Raw genomic sequence first — 15,452 nt, 5'->3', positions numbered from 1 at the left:
GTGAAGCGCACCACATCGATGAATGGGCCCGCGACGACGGCCGCACGGACATCGACCGCGGCATACTGCTCTGCCGGTTCCACCACATGCAACTCCACCACAGCCGACGGCACGTCACCCGCCACCGCAAGGACGACTTCATCCTGCACCACCCCGACGGGCAACGATCCGTGCTGCACCCGAGGCTCCCACTCCGCTACGCGTGGGGAAACATCGACCCACCACCCAAACGAATCCACCCCGCCGCCTGAGGGCGCACCGCAACTCACCACGACCCGTCGTCGTTGACGGCGGCGTCGACCTGCAGTCCGGCAAGAGCCTCGCGCACCTCCGCGCCGTGCTCCGCGACCAGCGCGAGCGCCGCGTGGTTCTGTTCCAGCTGCTCGACCCTGGACGCTCCGAACAGCACGTTCGCCGCGGCAGGATGCGTGAGGCAGAAAGCGATCCCGAGAGCGGCGGGCGTCACGCCGAAGCCGTCGGCGATGCGGGCGACCTCGGGATAGAGCGCAAGGATCCGCTCCCGGACGCCGCCGACGTCGGCGCCGATCTTGCGCTGCGGCGCGAGACCGGTCGCGAGGATGCCGCCCTCGAACACGTCGGAGGCCTGCAGGGCGAGCGTGCCGTCGGCGAAGAGCGGTCCGTACGAGGCCCCCTCGGCCATCGCCCGACGGGCGATGCCGTACTTGAGCTGCGCGAACGACGGGCCGACGAGACCGCCCGCGACGGAGGCATCCAACGCGGCCCTCGTGTGTCCGATCCGCCAGTTGTTGATCCCCCAGCCTCCGACGAGGCCATCGGCGATGAGCTCGTTCACCTCAGCCACGAGGTGCGCGATATCGGGCTCGGCCAGGTAGTCGCCGACCACGAGAGTGTCGAAGCGATCCAGGCCTGCACGCTCGAGGCTCTCCGTCAGCTGCCCGCGGAACGACTGGTTCGGCCAGTCCCACAGCCAGAGCTTGCCGCACAGCACGATCTCGGAGCGTTCGACACCGCTCGCCCGCAGAGCCTCGCCGAACAGGATGTCGGTGCGGGAGTTCTCGGCGTGCGGACCCGTGTTGTAGTACGCGACGTCGAAGAACCCGGCGTCGAGCTCGACGGCACGGCGGATCATCCGGACGGCGGCATCGGGATCCATCCGGTCCCAGGTGTTCCAGGATCCCAGCGCGAGCGGCGGGACGGCGATCGGACCGAGAGCTCTGCGAGGGGGTGTCGACGCTGACATGGGTGCTCCTTGAGGTGAGGTCGTATCGGGTTGCGTTTTTCTATGCTTGTAGAATATAACGGAGATGCCCCGTCAGAGAGGACGTGAGATGACCATCTCCCCCCGCCGCATTCTCGTCACCGGAGGAGCCTCCGGGCTCGGCCGCGGCATCGCCGCCGCCTTCCGCGAGGCCGGAGACGAGGTGATCATCGGGGATGTCAACGCCGCGGCCGCGACCTCGGTGGCCGCCGAGCTCGGAGCCACGGCGATCGCGCTCGACATCTCCGATCCCGATGCCGTCGCCGCTGCGGGAGCCGCGCTCGGCAGCATCGACGTGCTGGTGAACAACGCCGGCGTCGTGCTCGGCGGCGGCACCCAGCAGGAGGTGCCGCTCGAGGTGTTCGATGCGGCCGTGGCCGTGAACATCCGCGGCACCTTCCTCATGCTCCGGGAATTCGCACCCCGCCTGCCCGACGGCGGCGCGATCGTGAACACGTCCTCGATCGGCGGACGCCAGCCGACGCCCGGCATGGGGCATTACGAGATGACCAAGGCCGCGGTCGACGCGATGACCCGCACCGCGGCGATCGAGCTCGCCGGCCGACGGATCCGCGTGAACGCCGTCGCCCCCGGCCCGATCCTCACGCCCCTCACCGCGGGCTTCGCCACCGACCCGCAGGCGCGCGCCGCATGGGAGGCCCGCATCCCGCTCGGCACCATCGCCGAGGTCGAGCAGGTCGCCCCGCTCGTCGTGTTCCTCGCGAGCGACGCCGCGAGCCACATCACCGGCGTCTCCGTGCCCGTCGACGGCGGCCAGCTGCTCGTCTGACGTACTCCCCGAACCAGGAAGGATCCGCATGACCCTCCCCACCGCCACCCGCGCGGCCGTGCTCACCGAGCACGGCGCCCCGCTCACCCTGCAGGAGCTGCCGCTGCCCGACGAGGTCGCACCCGGCGCCGCCCTCGTGCGCATCGCCTGCTCGACCCTGTGCGGCACCGACATCGAGATCTGGGAAGGACGGATGACCTTCCCCGGCATGCTTCCGATGGTGCTCGGCCACGAGATGGTCGGCGAGATCGTCGCCCTCGGCGAGGGCACGGTCGACGCCCTCGGCCGCCCGCTCACCGTCGGCGACCGGATCGGCTGGTCCGAGTCGACCTGCGGCGAATGCTATGGCTGCGTCGTGCTGCGCGAGCCCGTGCACTGCTCCCGCCGCGGCTACGGGTTCCTGCAGCGCTCCGACGTGCCGCCGTACGCGACCGCCGGCCTGTCCGAGTACGCCTATGTCACCGCCGGCGCGGCAAAGCTGCTGCTGCCGGACGCGGTGAAGGACACCTGGGCATCGATGGCCGGCTGCGCGGCGAAGACCGTGCTGCGCGCCTTCGAGCGCGGCGGGCGCATCAGGCCGGGCTCCACGGTCGTCGTGCAGGGTGCGGGTGCGCTCGGCATCTTCGCGACCGCCGTGGCGAAGATCTCCGGAGCGGGGCGCGTGATCACAGTGGGAGCGCCGGCGGCCCGGCTCGAGCTCGCGGCGCGCTTCGGCGCGGACGCCGTGGTGGACTTCCGCGACGGCCCCGTGGTCGCGCAGGTGATGGAGCTCACCGACGGCCACGGCGCGGACCACGTGTTCGACTTCGCCGGCGCACCGAGCGTGGGACCGGACGCCGTCGGCATGGCCGCACAGCGCGGCACCGTCGTGATCGTCGGATCCACCGGCCCCGTCGGGGATGCCTTCCCGGTGAGCGCCCTCATGGGCAAGGAGCTGACCATGGTCGGCTCGCTCAACGGCGACATCGCCGACTACGCCCGCTCGATCGACTTCTTCCAGGCCTTCGCCGACCGCTTCCCGTGGGACGACCTGTTCAGCACGCCCGTCGGACTCGACCAGGCCTCGGAGAAGATCGCGAACATGCACCAGCTCGATGAGGTCAAAGCCGTCATCGATCCCCGACTGTGAAGGAGACCGCGACCATGAGCAGAGAGACGACGACACTTCCCCGGCGCGAGATCGGCACGAGCGGCATCCCCGCCTCGCTCTTCTCGCTCGGATCCTGGCACACCTACGACCGCATGGACTTCGGCGACGCCACAGCCATGCTCCGCGAGGCCGTGGACCGCGGCGTGAACCTGTTCGACGTCGGCGTGTACACCGGGCCCGGGATGCCCCCCGCGTTCACGGACGTCATCTTCAGCGCCATGGTGCGCGCCGCGAGACTCCGGCGGGACGAGTGGCTGCTGTCATCGAAGCTCTGGCTCGAGGCGTTCGGCCCCGAGGGTTTCCGCCCGCAGCTCGAGAACGCGCTGTTCCGCGTCGGCGTCGAGCACGCCGATCTGGTGATCCTCGGCGATCTGCGCCGCGAGGACCTGGAGCTGCGCGACCTGGTGCTCGACCTCGCCGGCCTCGCCGAGGCGGGTCTCATCCGCGCCTGGGGCGTGAACAACTGGTCCGCGTCCTCGATCCAGGCCCTGATCGACATCGCTGCGGCGGAGGGCGTCCCCGGCCCGCAGATCGCGCAGCTGAAGTACAGCGTCTCGCGCCGGTCCATCCCCGACGGCGCGCCTTTCGCGCGCCTCTGGGAGCAGGGCCTGACGCTGCAGGCCTCGGACTGCCTGGAGGGCGGCGTGCTGGCAGGAAAGGTCAACGGCGATCGCCAGATCGGCCGGGATCCGGGTGACGTCCGCCAGCGCATCATCGACGACGTGCCCGCGTTCACGGCGCTCGCCGAGTCGCTGGAGGTCACCCCGGCGCAGCTCGGGATCGCCTTCACGCTCACGCATCCGGCCCTGACCACGACCCTGTTCGGCGCGTCGAGCATCGCGCAGCTGCGCGCGAACCTCGACGCGGCGGCGCTCGTCGACGGGGTCGGCGCCACCGAACTCCGCCGCCTGGTCGAACCCTTCTGGGCCGACCGCGACGCGGTCGATCCCGAAGGCCCCTGAAGCCCGCCATCCGGGGTCGCAGAAACTCAGCTGAAAGGCACCACCGCATGACCGTCATCGCCGCAGGCCACCCGACCGTCGCACCCGTCCCGTTCGACCCCGAGGTGCAGATCGTCCTCGACGCGATCGCGCAGAACCCCCAGCCCGCGCTCACCAGGGAGACGCTCCCGCGCGAGGGCGCCGACATGATGTTCCCCGGCAATGACGCCGTGATCGCCGGGCGCGCGATCGAGTGGGAGGACCGGATCATCCCTGGTCCCGCCGGCGCGCCCGACGTCGAGGTCACGATCTTCCGACCGCGCGCATCCGTCGACGGACTCCGGGACCGGAGTCGTCCCGCCTACCTGAACATCCACGGCGGCGGGCAGATCGTCGGCCACCGCAGCTGGGAGACCGGCCGCGTGGTCGACATCGTGGCGGAGCACGGCGTGGTCGCGGTCAACGTCGAGTACCGGCTCGCGCCCGAGCATCCCTCCCCCGCGGGGCTCGAGGACTGCTACGCCGCTCTGCTCTGGCTGCACGCGCACGCCGCGGAGCTCGGCGTGGATCCCGAGCGGATCGTCGTCGGCGGTGGCAGCGCGGGCGGCTGCCTCGCGGCCGGCGTCGCCCTGCTCGCCCGCGACCGGCGCGGCCCTGTGCTCGCGGGCCAGCTGCTGCTGTGCCCGATGCTCGACAACACCAACTCGACCGTGTCGAGCCTGCAGTACGACGGGATCGGCACGTGGCAGCGCGAGGCGAACCTGCTCGCCTGGTCGTGCCTGCTCGGCGACGAGCTCGCGTTCAGCCCCGAGGTCTCCGGCTATGCCGCACCGACGCACGCCGCCGATGTCTCGAACCTCGCCCCGGCCTTCATCGAAGTGGGCGAGGCGGAGATGTTCCGCGACGAGGACACGCAGTACGCGCTGCGGATCTGGGCCACGGGCGGGCAGGCCGAGCTGCACGTGTGGGGCGGCGGGGCGCACGGATTCGACATGTACATGCCGGAGGCCGAGATCTCCCGGGCGGCGCTCGCCGCGCGGGCGAGCTGGCTGCGCCGCGTCTGGGGCGCCCGATGACGACCGGAGAGACCGTGACCGGATCCGTCGTCCCCGTCCCCTACGACCCCGAGCTCGTGGACGGCCTCGCGGCGTTCCTCGACCTCGTCGAGATCATCCCGCTGCGCGCCGACACGATCCTGCAGAACCGTGCCCATTTCGCGACGATCATCCCGCCGATGGCGGTGCAGGCGGAGGGCAGGGCTGTGACCTGGGAGGACAGGGTGATCCCCGGTCCCGCGGGCGCCCCGGACGTCGAGATCACGATCGTGCGCCCCGCCCACCGGACTCCGGATCCGGCCCCCGCCGTGCTCTCCATCCACGGCGGCGGCATGGTGCTCGGCACGCGCTTCTTCGGCACGCCGGAGCTCATCGACCTCGCCGAACGGCACGGCGTCGTCGGCGTCGCCGTGGAGTACCGCCTCGCCCCAGAGCACCCCGGCCCCGCGCAAGCGGAGGACTGCTACGCCGCGCTCCTCTGGATGTCCGCGCATGCCGACGAGCTCGGCATCGACCCGGCGCGGATCCTCGCCTCGGGGCAGAGCGCCGGAGGCGGTCTCTCCGCGGCCGTGGCGCTGCTGGCGCGCGACCGGAACGGCCCGCGCCTGGCCGGCCAGCTGCTCGGCTGCCCCATGCTCGACGACCGGAACGAGACCGTGTCGGCCCGCCAGTACGACGGGATCGGGGCATGGGACCGCAACAACAACGACACCGCCTGGACCGCGATCGCGGGGGCCGACCGGTTCACCGACCTGGTCTCCCCCTATACGGCGCCGGCGCGGGCGACCGACCTCTCCGGGCTTCCCTCGGCGTACATCGAAGTGGGTGCCGCGGAAACGTTCCGGGACGAGGCCGTCGACTACGCATCCCGCATCTGGGCCACGGGCGGCCAGGCCGAACTGCACGTCTGGGGCGGCGGCTACCACGGGTTCCACGGCTTCTCCCCCGACGCCGTGGTGTCCGTGGCCGCGAACGCCGCCCGCGAGAGCTGGCTGCGCCGCGTGCTACGGCTCGGCGGATGAGCGGGGTGCGCACCCGCCCGCGCATGGGCACGCTGCGCGCGATGCTCGTGCTCGGGCTGCTGGAGGCGTTCGGTCCGCTGTCGATGGACCTGTACCTGCCGCAGCTGCCGCAGCTCGCGACCGCTCTCGGCACGAGCGACGCGCTCGCGCAGACCACGATGTCGGCGTGCATGGTGGGCCTCGGACTCGGCCAGCTCGCCGCGGGACCGCTCAGCGACCGCTTCGGCCGGCGCCGGCCGCTCCTCGTCGGCGTCTCCGCCTTCGCGGTGCTGTCGCTGGTGTGCGCTCTCGCCCCGGGGATCGAGGTGCTGCTGGTCGCCCGCTTCCTGCAGGGCCTCGCCGGATCCGCCGGCATCGTGATCTGCCTCGCCGTCGCCCGGGATCAGTTCTCGGGTGCGGAGCTCAGCCGCATGCTGTCGCTGCTCTTCCTCGTCTCCGGCGCCGCTCCCGTGATCGCCCCTGTCGTCGGCGGTCAGCTCGCGCGGATCATGGACTGGCGCGGGATCTTCGGTGTGCTCGCGGGCATCGGCGTCGCGCTGGTGCTGGTCGTGCTCCTCGTCCTGCCGGAGACGCTGGATCCGTCGGACCGGCACGCGGGCGGCGTCCGCGCGCTGGGTGTCCACACCGGGGCCGTCCTGCGAGATCGCCTCTTCGTCGCGGTGCTGTGCGCGGGAGCGGGCGGCGGCGTGGCGTTCTTCACGTACCTGTCGCTGTCGTCGTTCGTGCTGCAGGACGAGTTCGGGCTGGATCCGCAGGGGTTCAGCCTGGCCTTCGCCCTCGGCGCGCTCGCCCACATCGCCGGCAGCCAGGCGAGCCGGCTGATCGTGCGCCGCGCCGGCCCGCTGCGCGTCTACCTCCTGGGCGTCACGGCGACGGCGATCGCGACCGCCGCACTCGCCGCGCTCGCGCTGCTCGGCGCGGGCGTCTGGGGCGTCGCCGGCGCGCTCGTCGGGTTCATGCTGTGCGCGGGGCTGGGCGGCCCGAACTCGTCGACGCTCGCACTCGCGCACCACGGCGTCCGCCCTCCTGGGCATGTCGACGTTCTTGGTGGGCCCGCTGCTGTCGCCCCTCGCCGTCGGCATCGGAGGCGCGACCGCGGTCACGATGGGCGTCACGATGGCCGCCGCGACCCTGGCCGCCGCCCTGATCGCCTGGTTCGCCGTCCGTCCGGCGGCCTGATAGCGGCGGCCTGACACCGCGAGTGTCAGCCCAGGGCGGCGATCGCGTCGCGGAGGATGCCGTGGGAGGCGGCCAGAGCCGGGGCGGCGACCTCGGCGGAGGCGCCGGAGAACAGCATCAGCAGGGCGAGCTTGACGGATCCGCCGGCCTCCGTGAGCGCGCGCACGGCGTCGTCCTGCGCCGCGCCGCTGAGCTGGATGAGCGTGCGCACCGAACGGGCCCGCAGCTTCTCGTTCGTGGCCTGCAGGTCGACCATGACGCCGCGATAGGTCTTGCCGAGGCGGATCATCGACAGCGTCGAGAGCATGTTCACGACGAGCTTCTGCGCCGTGCCCGCCTTGAGCCTGGTGGATCCGGTCACGAACTCCGGACCCACCACGACCTCGATCGGCACGTCGGCGGCGGCGCCGATCGCGGATCCGGCGTTGGCCGCGATCGCGACGGTGAAAGCGCCGACCTCGCGTGCATAGGCGAGTCCGCCGAGCACGTAGGGCGTGCGTCCCGAGGCGGAGATCCCGACCACGGTGTCGCTCTCGTCGAGTCCGAGGCCGCGCAGCGACTCGGCGGCCGCGCGGTCGTCGTCCTCCGCGTTCTCCACGGCGTCGCGGATCGCGACCTCGCCGCCCGCGATGAGTCCGACGACCATGCCGGGATCCGTGCCGAACGTGGGCGGGCACTCCGAGGCGTCCAGCACCCCGACCCGGCCCGCGGTCCCCGCTCCGATGTAGATCAGCCGTCCGCCGCGACGGAACCGGTCGGTGATGCCGTCCACGGCCTCGGCGATCCGCTCGGCCTGCGCCGCGATCGCCTCGGGGACGCGCCGGTCCTCGGCGTTCATCGCCCGCACCAGATCGAGCGTCGGCAGCAGGTCGAGGTCGCCGCGCGAGGTGTCCGCCTGCTCGGTCGAGAGGTGCGACAGCTCCCCGATCAGTGCCGCCAGGCGGGCGGCGTCCGTCGGGTTCTCATTCGAGGCGGTCTCATTCGGCGCGGTCTCATTCGGCACGGTGCACGAACCTTTCGTGGAGAGGGGCGCGGCCCTCGGCGATCATGGCGGCGCCGTCCAGCGCGTCGCCGCGGGCGGGCACTGCTTCCAGTCCCCTGGTCTCGAGAGCGGACGAGACCGCAGCGCGGAACCCGTCGTGCGCGGTGAGGCCGCCGTGCAGCGCGACCACGGACGAGCTTCCGGAGGCGGCGAGCGCGGTGTCGCCGAGAAGGTCGGCCGCGCTGTCGCGGATCGCGACGGCGACCGGATCGCCCTGGTCCGCACCGTCGAGGACGGCGGGCGCGAAGGTCGCGAGCAGCCGCGCGGGCGCGGCGGCGCCGCCGACCCAGGTGATGGGGGATTCGTCATCGCCGATGAGGAGCGCGAGCACATCGGTCAGCACGGTCGCCGGCCCCAGGCCGTCCCTGGCCCTGAGGACGGCGCGCACGCCCTCGCGGCCGATCCAGGATCCGCTGCCGAGGTCGCCGAGATCCGGACCCCAGCCGTCCACGCTGCGGCGCGCCTCTGCGGCGACGCCGAGCGCCACGGCGCCGGTCCCGGCGATGAGCAGCACGCCGGCTTCGCCGTCGAGGGCGCCGGCATGCGCTGTGACCACGTCGGACGTGACCGCCGCGGGAGCCCTGGTCGCGTCCGCGAGCGCGCGGGCGAGGGCTGCGGCCTCGACCGTGGCGTACATCGCGCCGGCCGCGCCGACCCCGATCCGCTCCGGACGGGCGTCGGCGAGCAGCGGCACGATCGAGTCCAGGGCGAGCGCGACCCCGTCGCGGGCCGCGAGCCCCGGCGCTCCCCCGCCCTCGCGGCGCACGGTCGCGCCGTCGATCACGAGGCGGGCGCGGCACAGCGACTTGCCGAGGTCGATCGCGGCCGTGCCGGAGAAGGTCATGCACCAAAATGTACGGGATCCGAACGATAGGGAAAAGCTCGCCCGGCGCGCCCGCCGCCCGCTCAGGGCACGAGCACCATCGCGGCCATGACGATCAGCGAGATCACCATCGCGATGCCCTCCGCCTCGAGGAGGATCCGTCCGCTGAGCGCCCCGCGACGCAGCACCGCCGCGCCGGCCCTGCCCGCTCGCTCGGGAACGGCGCCGTGCCGCACGCGCGGCCGCACGCGCGCGACGACCATGAGGCCGAGGAGCACCACGACGCCGGCCGCCGCCGCGAGCGACATCGGCACGAGCGCGCCGTGCCCCGCGTGGCCGATCCCGGCGGCCGCCGGAGCGGGCGTCCCGACGCGCGCGCCGAGCAGCGCCAGGGCGCAGACCGCCATCACCACGCATCCGAGCGCACGGTGGAAGCAGGCGTCGGCGTGCGCGCGGCCGCGAGTGCCCACGACGCCGAGCATCGCCGAGGCGATCCCGGCGACCGCGACCAGCAGCAGGACCCGGGCGTCCCCGTCGCCCGCGCACAGCGCCACCATGCCGAGCGCCATCACCACCGCGCTCTGCCGCGCCTGCCACGGCACCGCGCCAGGCACCACACCGCCGGCGACGAGGCAGCAGGCAGCGGCTGTGATCGCGGATCCGATCATCAGCAGCAACGCCGCCGCATGGAGCATGCGAACAGTGTTCTTGATCGCTCGCTCAAAAACAATACCCCGGGGAGGCATCGGATCCGCGACGATCAGGCCGGGTCTGCGCAAGGATGGACGCATGCCCAGAGTCGTCGACCACGACGCGCGCCGGCGCGACATCGCCGCCGCGCTCCTCGCCGTCGCCGCGCGAGACGGTCACGACGGCGTCAGCTCCCGCGCCGTGGCGCGCGAGCTGGGCGTCGCCGTCGGATCCCTCTGGCACTACTTCGACGGCTTCGACGACGTGATCCGCGCCGCAGCAGCCGAGGTCACCCGCCGCACCGAGGATCGGATCCGCACCGCGACCGAGGGCCTGCGCGGACTCACCCGTCTCGAGGCGATCATGCGCGAGGTGCTGCCCGTGGACGCGACGACCCGCACCGAGGCGCACGTCGTCGTGGGATTCTGGGGACGACTCGCGTCGCTCACCCCCACCGCCGACGCCTCGGCGCCGACCATCCCCCTCTGGCGCACCGAGACGGCCGAGGCGCTCGAGGAAGCCGTCGCCGACCGCGAGTTGCGGCGGGACGCCCCGCTCGACGACATGCTGGCGCTCCTGCGCGCGATCACCTACGGGCAGCAGATCGTCGAGGTCGCCGAGCCCGCGGATCCCGCCGCCCACCTGCGCGTCTTCGCCGCGATCCTGGATCCCTGGCGGGCCTGACCGGCGACCGGTCCCCCTACGCAGCCCTCGCGAAAGCACCCATTGCGCCCGCGCCCCGGGCGGCATATCATCGACGCAACCCGTTTCTTGAGCGTTCGCTCAACTAAACCGCAGAGGTCGACGATGCCCCACCACGCCCCGCAGCCGATCACGCTCGACGCCATCCCGACGCCGCACCCGCTGGATCCGCTCACCGGTCCCGAGATCGCGGCAGCTCGCGCGATCCTCGCCTCGGCGAGCCTGCTCGGCGACACCGTGCGCGTGCCGATGCTGCTGCCAGACGAGCCGACGCGGGCCGAGCTCGCCGCCTGGGCCCCCGGCGCCCCGATCGACCGCCGCGTCGACGCCACCCTGCTCGACACCGCCACGGGCGTCGCGACCGAGGTCGTGGTCTCGATCACCCGCGGCGAGGTGCTGCGCGCCGAGCGCGTTCCGAACGACGCCCCGCCCTACGGTCAGCCGCAGTACCTGTTCGAGGAGTACGAGCGCGCCGAGGCCATCGCCAAGGCCTCCCCCGAATGGCGTGCCGCGATGGAGCGCCGCGGACTCGCCGAGCACATCGATCTCGCGTTCTGCGGGCCACTCGCCCCCGGATACACCGGCCGCGCCGACGAGGTGGGGCGACGCGTGATCCGCTCGCTCACGTTCCTCCGCTACGACGAGCTCGACTCGCCCTGGGCGCACCCGGTCGAGGGACTCATCGTGCACATCGACCTCACGGCGGACAGCGTGATCCGCGTCGAGGACATCGGCGACGTCCCGGTACCCGCCGGCCATGGCAACTACTATCCCGAGGTGCAGGGCGAGGCGCGCACGACCCTCAAGCCGATCGAGATCGTCCAGCCCGAGGGGCCGAGCTTCTCCGTGACCGGATCGCTCGTCGAGTGGGAGAACTGGTCGATGCGGGTGAGCTTCAACGCGCGCGAGGGCCTCGTGCTGCACGACGTGACCTTCGACGGCCGCCCCGTACTCAACCGCGCGAGCGTGCCCGAGATGGTCGTCCCCTACGGCGACACCGCGCCGGGGCGCTTCTGGATCAGCTACTTCGACGCCGGCGAGTACCTGCTCGGCAAGAACGCGAACCACCTCGAGCTCGGCTGCGACTGCCTGGGCGTCATCCGCTACCTCGACGGCTACGTCGCCGACGACCAGGGCCATCCGGTGCGGATCCCGAACGTGATCTGCATGCACGAGGAGGACACCGGGATCCTCTGGAAGCACACGAACCTCGAGGGCCGCTCCGACGTGCGCCGCGCCCGCCGCTTCGTGGTGTCGTATTTCTCCACGATCGGCAACTACGACTACGGCTTCTACTGGAACTTCGGCCTGGACGGCACGATCGAGGTGATCGCGAAGGCCACGGGCATCGTTTTCGTGGGCGCCGGAGAGCCCGGCGTCCCGCAGCGCCACGCCACCGAGCTCGCCCCCGGCGTGTTCGCACCGGTGCACCAGCACCTGTTCTGCGCGCGACTCGACGTCGCGATCGACGGATCCGACAACCGCCTCGTCGAGGTCGACGCGGCGCGCGTCCCGATGGGCCCGGAGAACCCGTTCGGCAACGCGTTCAGCTGGACCGAGACCGCCCTCGGATCCGAGTCCGCCGCGCAGCGCGACGCCGACACCTCCGTCGCCCGGGTCTGGGAGGTGCAGAGCGCCTCGCACACGAATGCCGTGGGCCGCGCGACCGCGTATCAGCTCGTGCCGCAGCCGACCGCGCTGCTCATGGCGGATCCGGCGTCCTCCGTCGCGGCGCGCGCGGCGTTCGCGACCAAGCACCTCTGGGCCACCGCGCACCGCGAGGGCGAGCTGTGGCCCGCCGGCCGCTATCCGAACGCGCACCAGGGCGGGTCGGGCCTGCCCGAGTACTCCGCGAGCGACGCCCCCTTGGACGGCCCTGATGGCGCCGACCTCGTGCTCTGGCACACGTTCGGACTCACGCACTTCCCGCGCCCGGAGGACTGGCCCATCATGCCCGTCGACACCGCGGGCTTCGCGTTCCGCCCCTACGGCTTCCTCGACCAGAACCCGGGCATGGACGTGCCGGAGTCGTCCCAGGCGCACGCCGCAACCGGATCCGCATCCGGATCCGGTTCCGGTTCCGGGGCCGCCTGCTGCGGCGGCGATACCTGCACCTGCGGTCACTGACCGCCCCACCTTCACCCCCACTTTCGGGTCGTCCCCGCCAGCGCACGCCATAGGCTCCGCTGACGGGGACGACACGGGATCGGGAATACCCCAGGGGGGTATTCCCGTTGGCTCCTTTCACGACGCCCGACCGGGCGTCCCGTCGAAAGGTCACCCGTGTCCACCACCTCCCCCACCGTCGCCCGCGCACGCACCGCGCCACGCGGCCTCGCCCTGTCGCTCATCGCAGCGGCGCAGTTCGTCGTGATCATGGACACGTCGATCATCGGAGTCGCACTGCCAGACATGCGTCGCGACCTCGGCTTCTCCCCCGACGCGCTGTCCTGGGTCTTCAACGCCTACGTGATCGCCTTCGGCGGCCTGCTGCTGCTCGGCGGGCGTCTCGCGGATCTCTTCGGCGCGCGCCGGATGTTCACGACCGGATGGGTGCTCCTCCTCGCCGGATCCGTGGCCGCAGGACTGGCGGGGAATCCCGCAATCGAGATCACCGCGAGGGCCGTGCAGGGCGCCGGCGCCGCGCTCATCGCGCCCGCGGCGCTCACACTGCTCATGACGACCTTCGGCGGCACCCTGCAGCTTCCCCGCGCGTTCGCGGTCTACGGGGCGGCGGCGCCCATCGGCGGCACCGCGGGCGTCTTCCTCGGCGGCGTGCTGACGGAATACCTCGGCTGGCCGTGGGTCTTCTACGTCACGGTGCCGATCGCGCTCGCGATCCTCGTGCTGACCCCGCGCGCGTTCGGACCCTCGCCGCGCAGCACCGGCCGCATCGACGTCCTCGGCGCCGTGACCGGCACGGCCGGCCTCGCCCTCACCGTCTTCGCGATCGTCCGGGCGCCGGAGGCCGGCTGGGCCGACGCCGCCACGATCGCTCCGCTCGCCGTGGGTGTGGCCCTCCTGGTCGCGTTCGTGATCCGCCAGCTCCGCGCGGCCGAGCCGCTGCTGCGTCCCGGCCTGCTGCGGACACCGCTTCTCGGCGGCGCCAACCTCGCCCAGCTGCTGCTCGGCGGCGCCTGGATCCCGATGTGGTTCTTCCTGAATCTGCACCTGCAGAACGTGCTGGGCGCCTCGGCCTTCGCCGCCGGCGCGGCGCTGATCCCGATGACCGCGCTCATCGTGATCGGCATGACCGTCGTCGCCCCGCGCCTCGCCGCGCGCTGGGGGACGCTGCCCATGGTGACCATCGGATTCGCGCTGCTCGCCGCGGGCGCGCTGTGGCTGTCCTTCGCCCGCCCCGGCGGCTCGTACCTCGTCGATGTGCTGCCGGCTTCGCTCGTCGCCGCGGCCGGCATGGCCTTCGCCTTCGTACCGTCGCTCAGCACGGCGATCGCGAGCGCTCCCGTCGCGGAGTCCGGCGTCGCCTCGGGCCTCGTGAACACGAGCTACCAGGTCGGCTCGGCGTTGGGCCTCGCGGTGCTGTCCGCGGTGTCGAGCTCGGTCGGCGCGGCCAACGGGGACGCATCCGGCTTCTCGGCAGCGTTCGCCGGAGCCGCCGTCGTCGCAGCCGCGGGCGCGATCGCCGCACCGCTCACCCTGCGCCTCCGGCGCTGACGCCCCCTCTGCGGACCCTCCACCTTCGAGTCGTCCCCACCAGCGCGCCCTATGGCCTCCGCTGGTGGGGACGACTCGAAGATGGAGTGCGGGTCACGGTGGCCCAGAAGCGGAGAGCGGGTCACGGTGGCCCGGAAGTGGAGAGCGGGTCACACCGCCTTGGCGACGAAGTCGCCGGAGTCGACGAGGGCGTCGGCTGTCGCGATGATCGTGTCGCGGAGGGCCGCGGCCGCGCGGGTCGGCGCCATGTCGGCCCGGTGCGCCAGGCTCACGGTGCGCGTGAGCTTCGGCGAGGCCAGGGGTACCGCGCGCAGTCCCGGACGATCGAGCGCGACCATGGCGGGGACGACGGCGACGCCCACTCCGCGCTCCACGAAGCGCAGCACGGTGTCCATCTCGGGCCCCTCCACGACGACCTCCGCGTCGAGTCCCGCTGCGGCGAAGGCCGCATCCGTCGCCGCGCGCAGCTCGTAGCTGCGCGGGAACGCGATGAGAGGCAGGTCCGCCACGGCCGCGAGCGCGATGGCCTGGCCGTGACTCACGGGCGACTGGCCGGCGGAGGAGATCACCACGAGGTCCTCCTCCAGCAGCGGGGTGCGGCTGAGGCTCACAGGCGACGCCGCCGCCGCATCCGAGGACGCGAGCAGCGCGAGATCCAGCGCCCCTTCGGCGAGCGCGGCGACGAGCCCCCGCGAGCCCCGCTCGGTGATCTCGAGCTCGATCCCCGGATGCGCGGCACGGAACACGCCGACGACCTCCGGCACGATGCTCGCGCACAGCGACGGCGGGGCCCCAAGACGCACGCGCCCGCGGCGCAGCCCCGCGATCTCGGCCATCTCCCTCCGCACCGAACCCGCATCCGCGAGCATCCGACGGGCGTAGGGCAGCAGCACCTCGCCCGCCGCGGTGAGCGAGATGTGCCCGCGCGCGCGATGGAACAGCTCGGATCCGAGCTCCCTCTCGAGCGTCGAGATCTGCCGGCTCAGCGAGGGCTGCGCGAGATGCAGCTCCTCGGCGGCACGGGTGAAGTTGCCCAGCCGGGCGATCTCGACGAATCCGCGGAGCTGCTCGAGGTTCATGACCATAGCCTAGACGCATTCACTCCAACAGCATTATGCATTGGAGTAATCGTCGGCGGATTCT

The 15,452-nt window shown here is 72.4% G+C and carries 14 protein-coding genes; 9 read left to right on the top strand and 5 right to left on the bottom strand.

Translation table 11 applies throughout. The features are described 5' to 3' along the window. Positions 1–265 precede the first annotated feature (265 nt). Positions 266–1,222, bottom strand: a complete 957-nt coding sequence (locus RS86_RS01240; RefSeq protein ID WP_045270388.1) for an aldo/keto reductase — start codon at positions 1,220–1,222, stop codon at positions 266–268. Between the two features lie 88 nt (positions 1,223–1,310). Between RS86_RS01240 and RS86_RS01235 the strand changes: the two genes are divergently transcribed. Genes RS86_RS01235 through RS86_RS01210 form a run of 6 tightly spaced genes read left to right on the top strand, consistent with a single transcriptional unit; the run spans position 1,311 to position 7,391 of the window. After that, positions 1,311–2,030: an SDR family NAD(P)-dependent oxidoreductase gene (locus tag RS86_RS01235; RefSeq protein WP_045270387.1), complete on the top strand. Its 720-nt coding sequence runs from the start codon at positions 1,311–1,313 to the stop codon at positions 2,028–2,030. A gap of 28 nt (positions 2,031–2,058) precedes the next feature. Further along, positions 2,059–3,159, top strand: coding sequence for a zinc-binding dehydrogenase (locus tag RS86_RS01230; RefSeq protein WP_045270386.1), 1,101 nt, complete (start codon positions 2,059–2,061; stop codon positions 3,157–3,159). Between the two features lie 14 nt (positions 3,160–3,173). Next, complete coding sequence (locus tag RS86_RS01225; protein WP_045270394.1) at positions 3,174–4,142, top strand: aldo/keto reductase; 969 nt, start codon at positions 3,174–3,176, stop codon at positions 4,140–4,142. A 47-nt stretch (positions 4,143–4,189) separates the two neighbouring features. Continuing rightward, positions 4,190–5,197 carry an alpha/beta hydrolase gene (locus RS86_RS01220; protein WP_045270385.1) on the top strand — a complete coding sequence of 336 codons (1,008 nt, stop codon included), beginning with the start codon at positions 4,190–4,192 and terminating at the stop codon, positions 5,195–5,197. Further along, positions 5,194–6,198, top strand: coding sequence for an alpha/beta hydrolase (locus RS86_RS01215; RefSeq protein WP_045270384.1), 1,005 nt, complete (start codon positions 5,194–5,196; stop codon positions 6,196–6,198). Before RS86_RS01220 ends, RS86_RS01215 begins: the two co-directional genes overlap by 4 nt. Next, complete coding sequence (locus RS86_RS01210; RefSeq protein ID WP_235281559.1) at positions 6,195–7,391, top strand: multidrug effflux MFS transporter; 1,197 nt, start codon at positions 6,195–6,197, stop codon at positions 7,389–7,391. Before RS86_RS01215 ends, RS86_RS01210 begins: the two co-directional genes overlap by 4 nt. Positions 7,392–7,402: 11 nt before the next feature. On the opposite strand, the gene murQ is transcribed toward RS86_RS01210, so the two are convergent. The 3 genes from murQ to RS86_RS20250 form a co-directional block, all read right to left on the bottom strand. Beyond that, a complete protein-coding gene (murQ, locus tag RS86_RS01205; RefSeq protein WP_082076473.1) occupies positions 7,403–8,380 on the bottom strand; it encodes an N-acetylmuramic acid 6-phosphate etherase in 978 nt (325 codons plus the stop codon). Continuing rightward, positions 8,370–9,263: an N-acetylglucosamine kinase gene (locus RS86_RS01200; RefSeq protein ID WP_045270383.1), complete on the bottom strand. Its 894-nt coding sequence runs from the start codon at positions 9,261–9,263 to the stop codon at positions 8,370–8,372. The genes murQ and RS86_RS01200 overlap by 11 nt, the downstream gene beginning before the upstream one ends. A gap of 62 nt (positions 9,264–9,325) precedes the next feature. Next, the gene (locus RS86_RS20250) at positions 9,326–9,937 is read right to left on the bottom strand and encodes a hypothetical protein (protein ID WP_045270382.1); all 612 of its coding nucleotides are present in this window, start codon (positions 9,935–9,937) and stop codon (positions 9,326–9,328) included. Positions 9,938–10,031: 94 nt separating this feature from the next. Between RS86_RS20250 and RS86_RS01190 the strand changes: the two genes are divergently transcribed. The 3 genes from RS86_RS01190 (at position 10,032) to RS86_RS01180 (ending at position 14,309) form a co-directional block, all read left to right on the top strand. Then, positions 10,032–10,616, top strand: a complete 585-nt coding sequence (locus RS86_RS01190; RefSeq protein ID WP_045270381.1) for a TetR/AcrR family transcriptional regulator — start codon at positions 10,032–10,034, stop codon at positions 10,614–10,616. A 123-nt stretch (positions 10,617–10,739) separates the two neighbouring features. Then, positions 10,740–12,761: a primary-amine oxidase gene (locus tag RS86_RS01185; RefSeq protein WP_045270380.1), complete on the top strand. Its 2,022-nt coding sequence runs from the start codon at positions 10,740–10,742 to the stop codon at positions 12,759–12,761. A 156-nt stretch (positions 12,762–12,917) separates the two neighbouring features. Further along, positions 12,918–14,309, top strand: coding sequence for an MFS transporter (locus RS86_RS01180; protein WP_045270379.1), 1,392 nt, complete (start codon positions 12,918–12,920; stop codon positions 14,307–14,309). 149 nt (positions 14,310–14,458) lie between these two features. Here RS86_RS01180 and RS86_RS01175 read toward each other — a convergent pair whose 3' ends face one another. Next, positions 14,459–15,388, bottom strand: a complete 930-nt coding sequence (locus tag RS86_RS01175; RefSeq protein WP_045270392.1) for a LysR family transcriptional regulator — start codon at positions 15,386–15,388, stop codon at positions 14,459–14,461. Between the last annotated feature and the right edge of the window lie 64 nt (positions 15,389–15,452).

Origin of the sequence: Microbacterium azadirachtae, assembly GCF_000956505.1 — a bacterium.
GTDB lineage: Bacteria > Actinomycetota > Actinomycetes > Actinomycetales > Microbacteriaceae > Microbacterium > Microbacterium azadirachtae_A.
Note: the sequence above shows the minus strand (reverse complement) of the source record. Positions and strands in the feature narration are given on the sequence as shown.

Bases quoted from the DNA above. Each gene is read 5' to 3' on its own strand.
- RS86_RS01240 (WP_045270388.1), bottom strand. From the start codon at position 1,222: ATGTCAGCGTCGACACCCCCTCGCAGAGCTCTCGGTCCGATCGCCGTC.
- RS86_RS01235 (WP_045270387.1), top strand. From the start codon at position 1,311: ATGACCATCTCCCCCCGCCGCATTCTCGTCACCGGAGGAGCCTCCGGG.
- RS86_RS01230 (WP_045270386.1), top strand. From the start codon at position 2,059: ATGACCCTCCCCACCGCCACCCGCGCGGCCGTGCTCACCGAGCACGGC.
- RS86_RS01225 (WP_045270394.1), top strand. From the start codon at position 3,174: ATGAGCAGAGAGACGACGACACTTCCCCGGCGCGAGATCGGCACGAGC.
- RS86_RS01220 (WP_045270385.1), top strand. From the start codon at position 4,190: ATGACCGTCATCGCCGCAGGCCACCCGACCGTCGCACCCGTCCCGTTC.
- RS86_RS01215 (WP_045270384.1), top strand. From the start codon at position 5,194: ATGACGACCGGAGAGACCGTGACCGGATCCGTCGTCCCCGTCCCCTAC.
- RS86_RS01210 (WP_235281559.1), top strand. From the start codon at position 6,195: ATGAGCGGGGTGCGCACCCGCCCGCGCATGGGCACGCTGCGCGCGATG.
- RS86_RS01200 (WP_045270383.1), bottom strand. From the start codon at position 9,263: ATGACCTTCTCCGGCACGGCCGCGATCGACCTCGGCAAGTCGCTGTGC.
- RS86_RS20250 (WP_045270382.1), bottom strand. From the start codon at position 9,937: ATGCTCCATGCGGCGGCGTTGCTGCTGATGATCGGATCCGCGATCACA.
- RS86_RS01190 (WP_045270381.1), top strand. From the start codon at position 10,032: ATGCCCAGAGTCGTCGACCACGACGCGCGCCGGCGCGACATCGCCGCC.
- RS86_RS01185 (WP_045270380.1), top strand. From the start codon at position 10,740: ATGCCCCACCACGCCCCGCAGCCGATCACGCTCGACGCCATCCCGACG.
- RS86_RS01175 (WP_045270392.1), bottom strand. From the start codon at position 15,388: ATGAACCTCGAGCAGCTCCGCGGATTCGTCGAGATCGCCCGGCTGGGC.